The sequence below is a fragment of the Pontibacterium sp. genome (genome assembly GCF_041587635.1).
GTDB lineage: Bacteria > Pseudomonadota > Gammaproteobacteria > Pseudomonadales > Balneatricaceae > Pontibacterium.
In genome coordinates, this window is the sequence record NZ_JBFGYC010000060.1 from 1 (window position 1) to 11,929 (window position 11,929).

Consider the following 11,929-nt stretch of genomic DNA (forward strand, 5'->3'; position numbering starts at 1 on the left):
CGATCTGCAGCGGCGGGCAGCCGTTTGTGGTGAACGAAAATCTGATGACACTCTGGGGCTATAAGCCTTCACTGGAGAAGATGAAGCAGATTCTTCAGATCATGGCATGGGATCAGTCGATCGCCACCGATGAACTGGCCGAGCTGCGTTACCGGGCCACCTTGCGACCCGGTGCGCAGGCGTTGTTTGAACGGGTCTTCCCACCGCCCTATCAACGTTGGGCTGATGCCTTGGTGATCGATGATGAGGATCTGGCGGCGCTGGAACATCAGACGTTGCTGATTCATGGCCGGGATGATGCCGTGGTTCCCGTGCACGTATCTGAAGACCTGTCACGTAAGATCAAACAGGCGCAGCTGCATATCTTTGGCTGTTGTGGCCATTGGACGCAGATTGAACAAGCGACCCGTTTTAACCGCTTGGTGATCGACTTCCTGCAGGAATCGAACACCTGATTACGGGCATGAAAAAGGGGAGCGGATAGCTCCCCATATCTCGTCTGCAAAGACGGTTATTATGTATAGCTTGTTCAGTTCAAAACCCACTGAATGTCGGTGATAATCATATAGGTGTAGCCCGTTTCCGACTCAGTCCGATAAGCGCCCTGCGCATTCAGCACTAATGCAGCGACACAGGTCATTTCCCACCCGTCGTCATCGTCACCTTCCCATTGTTCGTTGGTCAGTGCGATAAAGTTTCGTTCTTCTCCGTATCCTTTTACCCACTCCATCTGGTCTTTAACGGTCTGGTCAACCGAGGGGTTAGCCCATGACCAAAGCCAGGTTTTGGAGAGTATGGAGACCGAACCTACAAATTGAATCTTTGCCCTGACTGCAGGGACGCCGTTATTGGAAAATGTTAGAACACCGGATGACTGATCCCATTCAAAACGCTGGTGTTCCCCCAGTTTGTAATCTCGCATCAGTGCGTCTTGTCGTTCGGTCAAAAAGTGACACGCATCTGATACCGTTGAGCACCATTCCTCTTTCGCAAATACATCTGTCATAACGGAACTCCAGACGATTGTGATGAAAGGATTTACAGCATTAAGCATAGACTGACTTACAGGTACGTGCGTTTTAGATCGATTTTCCCGCTTTTTGTTGTTTTGTTTGGCTCAGATTGTCTGCCAGATAATCTACCAGCATTCGCACTTTAGGTGAGAGATGGCGATTGTGGGGATAGAGTGCCCAGATCCCTTCGTCGGACTGCTGATAGTTCTGTAGGACGGCAATCAGCGAGCCGGCCTCCAGATAGGGCTGGATGTAGTAATCGGGCAGTTGCACCAGCCCTAACCCTTTCAACGCAGCATCGGTCAGGGCCTGACCACTGTTGCAGTGGATATTGCCGCTGACCTTGATATTGCGTTCCTGCCTGTTTTCCTGAAAACGCCAATACTCAAGCGTCCCGCGCAGGCAGTTGTGTTGTTCAAGCTCTGACAACAGGTGTGGCTCGCCGTTAGCCGCGAGATAGTTGGGGGAGGCGCAGACGAACTGGCGACGGCTGGCGAGGCGTTTAGCCATCAGGCTGGAGTCTTCCAGTTTGCCAAGGCGGATCGCCAGATCATAACCGTTGTCGATCAGATCCACTTTCTGGTTAGTAAAATGGCACTCCAGATGGAGGTCAGGGTAATCACACATAAAGTTATTGAGCAGTGGCGCGATCTGGTTTTCACCATAGGTGGTGGGGGCCGTGATCTTGAGCTGACCGCGCGGGGTACGCTGCATATTGGTCAGGGTGCGCTCGGCCTCTTCCAGTCCGTCCAGTACCTGGCGACAGTGCTGATAATACAGCTGCCCGGCTTCGGTCACAGTGACCTTCCGTGTGGTGCGGTAAAATAGCTTGGTGGCGAGTCGGCTTTCAAGCGCACTGACCTGACGGCTGACCTGTGCAACGGAGATACCGAGCCGTTGTGCGGCGTTGGTGAAGCTGCCGGTTTCACTGACTGCCACAAATTCTGTCACCCCTTCCCAGCTGTACATTATTACTCTCTCGTAAAAGTGATTTGCTTAAAGCTTATATTATCGCTCTGTAAGAAAGAACTAAACTGGATAGTACGTACTAACATCCCTGTCGGATTGAAAGTCCGATGGGTTGATAACCGGCACCCAATTACAACAGGAGCAGCCAGCCATGAGTGACAAAATGATCAAATCCAAAGCCGCGATTGCGTGGGGACCGAACCAGCCACTGTCGATCGAAGAAGTGGATGTGATGCCGCCGCAAAAAGGCGAAGTTCTGGTACGCATCGTTGCCAGCGGGGTTTGTCATACGGACGCGTTTACCCTGTCAGGTGAAGATCCGGAAGGTATCTTCCCGGCGATTCTGGGCCACGAAGGTGGCGGTGTGGTTGAAGCGGTGGGCGAAGGCGTGACCAGCGTTCAGGTGGGCGATCACGTGATTCCACTGTACACCCCGGAGTGCGGTGAGTGTAAGTTCTGTAAATCCGGTAAAACCAACCTCTGCCAGCAGATCCGTGAAACGCAGGGTAAAGGTCTGATGCCGGACGGCACTACCCGTTTCTATAAAGACGGCCAGCCGATCTACCACTACATGGGTTGCTCTACGTTCTCTGAGTACACCGTCTTGCCGGAAATCTCACTGGCGAAAGTGAACAAAGAAGCCCCTCTGGAAGAGATTTGTCTGCTGGGTTGTGGTGTAACCACCGGTATGGGCGCAGTGATGAACACCGCCAAAGTGGAAGAGGGCGCCACTGTCGCAATCTTCGGCCTGGGTGGTATAGGCTTGTCTGCGGTGATCGGTGCGACGATGGCGAAAGCCAGCCGTATCATTGCCATCGATATCAACGACAGCAAGTTTGATCTGGCCCGCCAGCTGGGTGCGACCGACTGCATCAATCCGAAAGAATACGACAAGCCGATTCAGGACGTGATCGTTGAGCTGACCGACGGCGGTGTGGACTACAGCTTCGAATGTATCGGTAACGTCGACGTCATGCGGTCTGCACTGGAGTGCTGTCACAAAGGTTGGGGTGAGTCCGTGATCATCGGTGTGGCCGGTGCCGGTCAGGAGATCTCTACCCGTCCGTTCCAGCTGGTGACCGGTCGCGTATGGCGTGGTACCGCCTTCGGTGGCGTGAAGGGCCGCTCAGAGCTGCCTGAGATTGTTGAACGTTACATGGCGGGTGAATTCAAACTGGACGACTTCATTACCCACACCATGGGGCTGGAAGGTATCAACGAAGCCTTCGATTTAATGCACGAAGGCAAAAGCATCCGCAGTGTTATTCACTTCGACAAATAATTGAGCGCGCGGCCTCTGCGGAGGCCGCATGGAGTGCCTTATGCATGTTGAAAATCTGAGTCAGAATCGTAGCTTCGGTGGCTGGCATAAGCAGTACAAGCATCAGTCGGCCAGCCTCAATTGCGAAATGCGTTTCGCGATCTTCCTGCCGCCGCAAACTGCGCGCGGTGAGAAAGTGCCGGTCATGTACTGGCTGTCGGGTCTGACCTGCAGCGATGAAAACTTTATGCAGAAAGCCGGTGCCCAGCGGGTGGCGGCAGAATTGGGCATCGCCATCGTTGCGCCGGATACCAGTCCTCGCGGTGACACGGTGGCTGATGAAGCAGACCGTTATGATCTGGGCAAAGGCGCGGGTTTCTACGTCAATGCGACGCAGGAACCTTGGGCGCAGCATTACCGCATGTACGATTATGTGGTGAACGAGCTGCCTGCACTGGTCGAAGAACTATTCCCGGTGACCGATCAGCGGGTGATCTCTGGTCATTCAATGGGCGGGCACGGTGCACTGACCATTGCGTTGAAAAACCCCAACCGTTACCGCTCGGTCTCAGCATTCAGCCCGATCTGTAATCCGGTGAATTGCCAGTGGGGACAGGATGCGTTCCGCGCCTATCTGGGCGACGATCAGGCCAGCTGGCAGCAGCATGATGCCAGTGTCCTGATGCAGCAGGCGACTGAAGCGCAGTACCTGCCCACTTTGGTGGATCAGGGTGACGCGGATGACTTCCTGAATTCGCAGCTGCGTCCGGAAGCACTGGAAGCGGCGGCGAAGGCCAGCACTTATCCACTGGAGCTGCGTCGTCATGAAGGGTATGACCACAGTTACTACTTCATCGCCAGTTTTATCGAATCCCACCTGCGTTTTCATGCGCAACATCTAGGATTAGACAATCCGATCTGATTGTTACCTATCGACGTAACCCGGCACGCTTGACTCTGCCGGGTTTATTTCGATCTTTCCCAGATTACCTGGCTTCCAATCCTTCAAGGAAAAGTTTCCCAAACACAGTTCGAGTATTGGCAGTATCTCTGCCTGGTTGTTGATACCTTGCTAGATCGACTGGCTAAAACCTACGCCTAAACCGAGGTCTATTTACAATTCATCGCTTTCAGCTAGCGCCGGGAGGATAACGATAGATAGACTCGTTGCTAAGGTGCCCTCACTCAGTGTATTCATTTTCATGGGACTCAAAAGGTTCTGTTGTATGTGATAACAGGAGCCTAGCGTGGGAGGGGTAAAGATCACCTTACTGTTTGACTGAGTGGCTCTAACCTCAGTGAATACAGATAGGGTCAATAATCATCTGCGTTTTAACACTACTACAAATAAGTATATACTTTGCATCTTTTGAACGGTCATCTTGGGCGCATGTATAACCCCTCGGATGACTATGTTGTCGTCAAGTAGCAGACCGCAGTGTGATAATAAGAATAGCCAGATGCACAAATTAGAATGGGACGAGGGGATGAGTGTGGGTGTCGATGCGATCGACAATGACCACAAAATGCTCCTCTCGTTGATCAATGAAATCTCGGATGCGATCGAGCACAACAAAGCCACATCCGTGATCGAAGATGTCTTTGAGCGGCTCGAAGTCTATGTTGTAGAGCACTTCAGCCGTGAAGAAGAGCTGATGCGGCAATGCGGCTATGAAGATCTCAAGGCTCATATCCGGCAGCATCGTAAGTTCATCGATAAGGTTCCGGAACTGAAGCGGGAGCTGTTGAATGCGGACACCACTGAAGTGGCTGCCGAGATCAATCTGTTCCTGTTTGACTGGCTGATGAATCATATCGTGGGGGAGGATATGCGCTTTGCGCAACTCGCTCACGACCAGGGGTTAAGCACCCGCAACCACCGAAAACCGTCCTGCCTGCGCCGGCTGACCTCTTGGTTGGGCAGTAAACTGACGCTCGGCCGTCGAATTTTTCTGACCGCTCTGATCCCCATTATCGGTGTCAGCCTGCTAAGCGTGCTGGTGTTATGGATCAGTATTCAGCGCGTCTACCATGTACAGCAGTTGGTAAGTGTGACTCAGGTGGTGCATGAAATTAATGATCTGAGCCACAACCTTCAGACGGAACGAGGCCTGAGTACCGGGGTAATCAGCACGGGCTATCGTCAGTTCCAGCAGGAGTTACTCGAACAGCGCGCCCAGACAAATCTTGCGGTGGATACGTTTATTCAGCGTCTTAAACAGTTGCCCGAAATCGATCCTCTGTTGTCGACGCAGATCCAGATGACCACCGCCCAACTGGATGAGTTGGCAGCGCTGCGCAGTCAGATTGACCTACATTCATTGAATGCTACCCAAGCGTTGGGTTACTACAGCACGCTGATAGATTCGTTACAGAAAATTCCCGAAGGGACGTTGCAGTTGGAGATGGGGTCAGAACTGGTCAACTCCATGACCGCTTACACGGCACTGTTGCACATGAAGGAATCTGCTGGGCGACAGCGAGCAATCGGGACACAGGCGATCGCACAGGGGCAGTTTTCGCCGGGCTTGTATCAGCTTTATGCCAGCTTGATTGGGGAGCAACGCAGCTTTCTGAAGGTCTTCCGGCAGTTCACCAGTCAGGAACAACAACAAGAATGGGCGTCATTGATTGAGGGCCCTGCCGCCACACGTGCACAGGGTTTTGAAAGTCTGATCAACCGTTCGATACAGGATGGCCGGCTGCGGCAACTGGACGGACAGATGTGGTTTGCCGTGACCTCCGCGCGTATCGATGAGCTGAAACAATTGGCTGATGAGTTGGGTCAGGTGATTGATAGCCGAGCAACGCAGCAAGTGAATGATCTGAAGAGTGGGCTCTATATCACCACAGCAGTACTCGCTGTGATTCTCGGCCTGACGATTCTGCTGTCTTGGTTACTGAATCGCAGTGTGATTGAACCCGTACAGCGCATGACCCGCGCGATGACCGGTTTGGCTAAAGGTGGGCGGGATCTACGCTTTACCGAACATTTTGCCCAGGATGAGCTTGGTCGGATGGCGTTAGCGTATGAACAGTGTCGCCGCAGTTTGTTGCGGGCTGATGTCTCTGCGGCCGTGAGTAACCACCGCCAGAATATCGAGCTTCAGGCGCGTATTCGGGAGAAAGAACGTTTCCGTATGCTGGCGTCCACCGATCCGTTGACAGGTGCAATTAATCGCAGGAAGTTCAACGAATTGGCGGATAAAGAGGTCGAGCGTGCGCAGCGGTATCGGCGTCCCCTTTCCGTCATGATGCTAGATCTCGACTTCTTTAAACGTGTTAACGATACCTACGGGCATGCAGCGGGAGATGATGTTCTGCGTGCTTTCTACTCAACGTGTTTTGGTCGGGTTCGTAGTACCGATATTATTTCCCGCTTGGGCGGGGAAGAGTTTGCCATTCTGTTGCCAGAAACCGATATAAGGCAGGCGTTTGAGCTGGCGAGCCATATTCGGGTGGCGATCAGCAGGTTAGTGGTTGAGTTATCGGGCCAGGATAAGGTGAATACCCTGACAGTGAGTATTGGTGTCACTGCGTGGGATGAAACGACTGCAAACTCCATTGGCGATATGTTGGAGCAGGCCGATCAGGCCCTCTATTTCGCTAAGGAATCTGGCCGTAACCGCGTCGTGTGTTTTGACGATGGTTGTCATCAGGAAGCTGTGAAAATCAGAGCTCTGGACGTGTGACGCATCGGAGCACATTCATACCCAAAGGATAAGTGATACATATATTTTATATTTTTTGGTCTAGATGTATCGCAATTGATTTTTGTCATTAACAACCCTCGATGTCGTTACCTATTATTAAGGTAGACTCAAAGATCCCGGTCGGGTCCGGATCAGAGTTCGCATTCCGCATATGAAATAGCTAACGCTATATGCAACTGAGGGTACATACCGATGACTACTGAGCCGAACTCAGCCAGTGCAGGAAGCAACGAAGATCCATTGACGGACTTTTCCAATTGCCATGTGGGCATTATCAATAATTTCGAACGTCTACGGGCGCTGTCGCTGACTGAAATCGAAAACCCAGTCCAGGACGACGTAAAAACTTCAGCAAAAAAACTCTATGCATTCTTTCGTGATGTGGTGCTGGAACACCACAGTGAAGAGGAGCAGGAGCTGTTTGCCGAGGTAAAAGATTCATCCCGCAAAGGTGGTGATGATGCTGCAAAAGCGTTGGGCATGATCGATCAGTTGGTCCGCGAGCATCGTTCGCTGGAAGCACAATGGAAAGCGATCGAAAGTGACATCAAGCAGCTTTCTAAAGGCAAACCGGCCTCTTTGGATCAGGAAGCGGCAGGTAAACTGGCAGATGACTATCTGGCACACGCAAACTTTGAAGAGCAGGAGTTTTTGCCGCTCTCTGCGAAATTGCTGGGTGAGCGTGGTTTGTCTTCCCTGGGGTTGTCGTTACATATGCGCCATACCCATGTCAGCATCCCTAATTACATCTGATCACCTTTGTTACTGAAATCGGTTACTGAAACGCCCCAGCGGCTTTAGCCGCTGGCGTTCATCTGCTGCAAGATGATGTTCTGAAAATCGCGGATCGATTTTTCCTGATGCTTTGCCGTTGCTCCGACTGAAAACAGTGGGGACTCCAGTGATTTTTGCTGTTGTTCGCAGACGTAAATATCTTCTGCCATAAAGTCACCGCTCATCATTGGGTCATCTGACCCGATACCCTCTTTGTACTTTCCTCCCCCTGTCTGCTGTTGGCTGTAGCTTTTACTGCTTTGCCAGAGATAGGTCCAATCAGACACCGCTTTAATTCGCGTACGCGTAATCACTCGGGTGCGATTCGATGCCAATGGAATGATATGGAAGATCGACCATGAGTCTTCTGTGGCAGTAATTCCGAGGTTTGGAAACAGCATTGGGACATAAGCCCCTAGGGGTTGATCGTCAGTAAAATGATCAATCGCTGGCAGAGGGCTTTTGTCCTTCAGGTTTTTGGCGTAATCAGCCTGTAGCGGTTCGTAAAAGGTGAAGTGTGGGCCGATAAAACCGGTCTCCTGTTTCTGATGATCGTACATATTGAGTGTTGCGGAATGCAGGTGCGCCAGATGATAGCCATCGATGTAGTTTTCCACGACGAGTTTCCAGTTGGCGTTGATCTCATGATCTGTCGCGCCTTCCGGGTATTCGACTAACTCTTCTGGGCGGTGTGGGCCGATGTAGTTGTCCACACCCTGCAGCCACTGCTCGATTGGTTCAGCGTCTGGCAGAGGGTGAACCCAAATCATCCCCAACCAGATACACACTTGCGCTTTGTGTAGCCCCAGTGATTTTTTATCCAGATCGGGAAATTCCGTTTTTTGCTGAGGCACGGCGATCAGATCCCCTTCCAGCGAGTAGCTCCAGTCATGGTAGGGGCAGGTGATCGCTTTTCCCGCCGTGCCGCAAGGTCGTAATAACCGGGTGCCGCGATGCCGGCAGATATTGTGGAAGGCGCGCAGTTGGCCATCGGGACCTTTTAATACGATCAAGCTGTACCGCCCGGCCTGAACCGTGATGAAATCGCCGGATTCAGGAATATCTTCAATGAATCCGGTGAATTGCCAGTTCTTCTCAAAGAGGGTGGCTTGCTCTTGCTTAAACCATTCCTCTGAGGTGTAGGCTGATTTGGGTAGATTAATCACTTGTTCGGTACCCTCGTGATGGATTGGCATCATGCTGCTCCTGTTGCAATAAGGGATCTGATGTTCGGCTCTGTTCTGACAGACCTCTGGCCTTAATATCACCCATTCATAACCGATGGGTTACCGCCCCGGCTGTGGTCCATGGCTCTCAACGGATGAGGCGTTAGTGGGAGACGGTTTGGGGTGCCAGCCGGGCGGACGCAATAAATAGTCGATGAATTCTGAACCGTTGCGTGCGGTGACCAGATCTTTGTAAAGCCGTGGAAATTCATAGAACTGCACGGTGATTGGGTTTTTGCTGGTCATCGGTGTTGTCAGGCCGTAATTGGGCAGTGACTCCTCTTTCTGGAAAGTACCGAAGAGTCGGTCCCAGATAATCAGGATGCCGCCGAAGTTCTTATCGATATATTGCTTATCACTGCCGTGATGAACCCGATGGTGTGATGGGGTATTCAGGAACCATTCCAGCGGGCCAAGCTTGCCGATCATCTCGTTGTGGATCCAGAACTGGTAGGCCTGTACCAGTACTTCAGCGGCGAAAATCAGAATTGGGTTGAAGCCCATCAATACTAATGGCAGATGGAAGAGTACGGACACCAGCGGATCGAACAGACTGAAGCGGAACGCGGTGGCGGTGTTGTAGACGCCGGAACTGTGATGGACTGAATGCGCCAGCCAGAACAGGCGGATCCGATGGATTGCGTAGTGTTCGATATAGTATGTCAGGTCGGCCAGTAAGAGTACGAGCAGGGCACTGTAACCGTTCACGGGGATCTTCCAGGGGATCAACTCATAGATGCTGAAGTAGAGATAAACCGCACCGCCAAAGACAGTAAACTCTAAAAAGTAGTACGGAGCCTGCGTAAAGAGGCTTGAAAGTGTTTCCAGAAATCGTTCGCCGGTAAAGCGCCGGGTGATCAGTTCATTAAGCAGCTCTAAACTCAGGAATAGCGCGGCGAAAACTAAGACCCAGTCGTATATGTTGAACGACATGAATTCGATGTATTCAAGCCAGTTAGCGTTACTCATCAATGCTCTCCGCTTATTTCAGGGCTAGAAATGTGATCTGGCTTTCCGGTTGGAAGTCAGGGGCAAGTTGATATATTTCGTAATCTGCCTGGAAGCGCAGGGCTTCGGGCAACGTCTCAGCCTGCTGCCACCCTTCGAGTACGCTTGTGCGTGGCAGTTTGAGATAGCGTCCCGCCGCTAACGTGACCTCAGAGCTGTATTGCCGATCCTTTATATGAACAAATCCTAATGTTAACTGCACGGTTGAACGTTGCTCATCGTAGTTGTGATAAACCGCATACACCTGCTGATTGTGTTGGGACAGATCGGCGGCCAGAGGTGAATGGGCAAAGTCCAGCCAGTGTTGATCGATCTGATTGTTTAGGTGCTTACTGAGATCCAGCGTGGTGGTGATGCCGCCCACCTTTCGGGTGTCGTGTTTTACGGTTTGGTAATGTTTCTTGGGTGTTGTTGCGGTTGATGGCGTCACCACTGAGGATTTCTCACTGGAGAGTAGGTTGTTGCCGTTCGCATCAAGCGGTAGCGATTGCCAAAAGAGGAAGCCAAACATGCCCAGCATAGAGATGCCATAGAGAATACGCAGGCCTAAATTGCGTTTTGGTAATGCCATGATTTCAGGTCTCCCAATAAAAGCAGGACAGTGCGACGAGCAGCCAGAGCAGAAGGGTGCTCCAGTAAGAAAAAGGCTCTTCGCTACGGTGGAACTCTCGGTGTAACCAGCTTCTTCCAGAGAACAGGTCGTATGTCACCCAGAGTAATAGGATGATTCCAAGTATTGCGGTCCAGCTCATCATTCGATCGCCTCTTGAGACGATTTCAGTGAGCGCACAAGCTGTTCAGCAGCCTGGCGCGCAGGTACACGATAGATATCAGTCATCGCCAATGGCGAAAGCGAGTCCAGATTAAAATACAGTGACACCAGCCCGAATGAGACTGCGGCTATGTCTTGCTCGCGGGCTTGCGGATAATCGTGCCTGAGAATTGCGGTGACTGTTGCGGAGAAATGCTGCATCCAGTTTTGCATTTTCTTCTGCAGAGTGGCGTCTCGTCCGGCGGCAAAGATCAGAGATTCGATCACCAACACGAAAGCAGGATCACTGTGATGCTCGTTGAACAGGCCGTTCAGCAGGTAGTCACAGCCGTGCTGTGGCGGCATATAAGCGAGGAACTCGTCCCATTGGGCATTGGACTGGTCAATCACCCGGTCTGCCAGCATCGCCACCAATTCGTCCCGGTTTCCAACAAAGTGGCGAACGAGGCTGCGCTTGAGTCCGGCTTCTTCCGCAATGCGCTCCAGTGTGCTGCCTTCTAGTCCAAAGCGGGATACACACCGCTGGAAGGCTAGCAAAATCTCTTCAGTACGTTCCTCTTTTTTACTAGGGCGTCCCATATGTTCACTCGATATTTAATTGTCATTAATGACAGCTTATATTGCGGCATTGTTTTTTGTCAATAATGACAATGTATTTTGTAGCGTCTTATACGAAATTCCTTTATAGGAATTCTCTTGTCGGGTAACGATAGGATTACCGCATAAGTAAGGGAAATCTGCCTGTCGAAATGATATGTTATTAACTAGTTCAATAAGGATGTCGGCGTGTCGTCTTACCCCTTGCTGCACTTGATCGATCTTCAGTGGTTTTCAGCAAAATGTTTCGCATGCGTTATACTTCTGCGGATACATTTAAACTATCGATCATTCAATAATCTCTGTATTTAGGTAACTTGCCGCTGTATGGCTGATTTAAAAAGGATTTTACGACCAGAGCGATGGCTTGACCTGAAGCTGTTGCTTGGTTTGCTTATCTGCTTACCGATGCTTGTTGCGCCGTTGCCGGCCGCTACACTCGCTGTGCTGTATCCAGAAGCCCCCCCTCCGTATAAACAAGTCTTTGATCAGATTGTCGATGGTATTGATGAACGTCATGCTGACCGTTTGATCCGATATCCATTAGAAACACGCTATAACCGTGAACAAGTGTTGTCCCAGCTCGATCGTGATCA

12 protein-coding genes are annotated in these 11,929 nt (G+C 51.3%); 6 read left to right on the forward strand and 6 right to left on the reverse strand.

Translation table 11 applies throughout. The features are described 5' to 3' along the window. The coding region (locus tag ABYW01_RS05270) for an alpha/beta fold hydrolase (protein ID WP_372831457.1) at positions 1-455 on the forward strand (455 nt) is incomplete at its 5' end. A gap of 74 nt (positions 456-529) precedes the next feature. Here ABYW01_RS05270 and ABYW01_RS05275 read toward each other — a convergent pair. Both ABYW01_RS05275 and ABYW01_RS05280 read right to left on the reverse strand, forming a co-directional pair. Then, positions 530-1,006: a DUF6882 domain-containing protein gene (locus ABYW01_RS05275; protein ID WP_372831458.1), complete on the reverse strand. Its 477-nt coding sequence runs from the start codon at positions 1,004-1,006 to the stop codon at positions 530-532. A gap of 73 nt (positions 1,007-1,079) precedes the next feature. Beyond that, complete coding sequence (locus ABYW01_RS05280) at positions 1,080-1,982, reverse strand: LysR substrate-binding domain-containing protein (protein WP_372831459.1); 903 nt, start codon at positions 1,980-1,982, stop codon at positions 1,080-1,082. 163 nt (positions 1,983-2,145) lie between these two features. Between ABYW01_RS05280 and ABYW01_RS05285 the strand changes: the two genes are divergently transcribed. The 4 genes from ABYW01_RS05285 (at position 2,146) to ABYW01_RS05300 (ending at position 7,709) form a co-directional block, all read left to right on the forward strand. Next, on the forward strand, positions 2,146-3,264 hold the full coding sequence (locus ABYW01_RS05285) for an S-(hydroxymethyl)glutathione dehydrogenase/class III alcohol dehydrogenase (protein ID WP_372831468.1): 1,119 nt from the start codon (positions 2,146-2,148) through the stop codon (positions 3,262-3,264). A gap of 40 nt (positions 3,265-3,304) precedes the next feature. Then, positions 3,305-4,165 carry an S-formylglutathione hydrolase gene (fghA, locus tag ABYW01_RS05290; RefSeq protein WP_372831460.1) on the forward strand — a complete coding sequence of 287 codons (861 nt, stop codon included), beginning with the start codon at positions 3,305-3,307 and terminating at the stop codon, positions 4,163-4,165. Between the two features lie 538 nt (positions 4,166-4,703). Then, complete coding sequence (locus ABYW01_RS05295) at positions 4,704-6,935, forward strand: bacteriohemerythrin (RefSeq protein WP_372831461.1); 2,232 nt, start codon at positions 4,704-4,706, stop codon at positions 6,933-6,935. Positions 6,936-7,148: 213 nt separating this feature from the next. Beyond that, positions 7,149-7,709, forward strand: coding sequence for a hemerythrin domain-containing protein (locus ABYW01_RS05300; RefSeq protein WP_372831462.1), 561 nt, complete (start codon positions 7,149-7,151; stop codon positions 7,707-7,709). 44 nt (positions 7,710-7,753) lie between these two features. Here the strand turns inward: ABYW01_RS05300 and ABYW01_RS05305 are convergent, their stop codons facing one another. From ABYW01_RS05305 to ABYW01_RS05320, 4 genes are all read right to left on the reverse strand, one after another. Beyond that, positions 7,754-8,929 (reverse strand): aromatic ring-hydroxylating dioxygenase subunit alpha, encoded by a 1,176-nt coding sequence (locus ABYW01_RS05305; RefSeq protein WP_372831463.1) that lies wholly within the window; start codon positions 8,927-8,929, stop codon positions 7,754-7,756. Positions 8,930-9,016: 87 nt separating this feature from the next. Continuing rightward, positions 9,017-9,925 (reverse strand): sterol desaturase family protein, encoded by a 909-nt coding sequence (locus ABYW01_RS05310; RefSeq protein WP_372831464.1) that lies wholly within the window; start codon positions 9,923-9,925, stop codon positions 9,017-9,019. Between the two features lie 13 nt (positions 9,926-9,938). Further along, a complete protein-coding gene (locus ABYW01_RS05315) occupies positions 9,939-10,535 on the reverse strand; it encodes a hypothetical protein (RefSeq protein WP_372831465.1) in 597 nt (198 codons plus the stop codon). Between the two features lie 180 nt (positions 10,536-10,715). Next, a complete protein-coding gene (locus tag ABYW01_RS05320) occupies positions 10,716-11,315 on the reverse strand; it encodes a TetR/AcrR family transcriptional regulator (RefSeq protein ID WP_372831466.1) in 600 nt (199 codons plus the stop codon). Between the two features lie 345 nt (positions 11,316-11,660). On the opposite strand from ABYW01_RS05320, the gene ABYW01_RS05325 reads away from it, so the two are divergent. Then, positions 11,661-11,929, forward strand: a 269-nt coding sequence (locus tag ABYW01_RS05325; protein ID WP_372831467.1) for a hypothetical protein, incomplete at its 3' end; no start/stop codon positions are given.

Excerpts from the sequence above, each read along its gene's own strand:
- ABYW01_RS05275 (WP_372831458.1), bottom strand. The coding sequence starts at position 1,006 with ATGACAGATGTATTTGCGAAAGAGGAATGGTGCTCAACGGTATCAGAT.
- ABYW01_RS05280 (WP_372831459.1), bottom strand. The coding sequence starts at position 1,982 with ATGTACAGCTGGGAAGGGGTGACAGAATTTGTGGCAGTCAGTGAAACC.
- ABYW01_RS05285 (WP_372831468.1), top strand. The coding sequence starts at position 2,146 with ATGATCAAATCCAAAGCCGCGATTGCGTGGGGACCGAACCAGCCACTG.
- fghA (WP_372831460.1), top strand. The coding sequence starts at position 3,305 with ATGCATGTTGAAAATCTGAGTCAGAATCGTAGCTTCGGTGGCTGGCAT.
- ABYW01_RS05295 (WP_372831461.1), top strand. The coding sequence starts at position 4,704 with ATGCACAAATTAGAATGGGACGAGGGGATGAGTGTGGGTGTCGATGCG.
- ABYW01_RS05300 (WP_372831462.1), top strand. The coding sequence starts at position 7,149 with ATGACTACTGAGCCGAACTCAGCCAGTGCAGGAAGCAACGAAGATCCA.
- ABYW01_RS05305 (WP_372831463.1), bottom strand. The coding sequence starts at position 8,929 with ATGATGCCAATCCATCACGAGGGTACCGAACAAGTGATTAATCTACCC.
- ABYW01_RS05310 (WP_372831464.1), bottom strand. The coding sequence starts at position 9,925 with ATGAGTAACGCTAACTGGCTTGAATACATCGAATTCATGTCGTTCAAC.
- ABYW01_RS05315 (WP_372831465.1), bottom strand. The coding sequence starts at position 10,535 with ATGGCATTACCAAAACGCAATTTAGGCCTGCGTATTCTCTATGGCATC.
- ABYW01_RS05320 (WP_372831466.1), bottom strand. The coding sequence starts at position 11,315 with ATGGGACGCCCTAGTAAAAAAGAGGAACGTACTGAAGAGATTTTGCTA.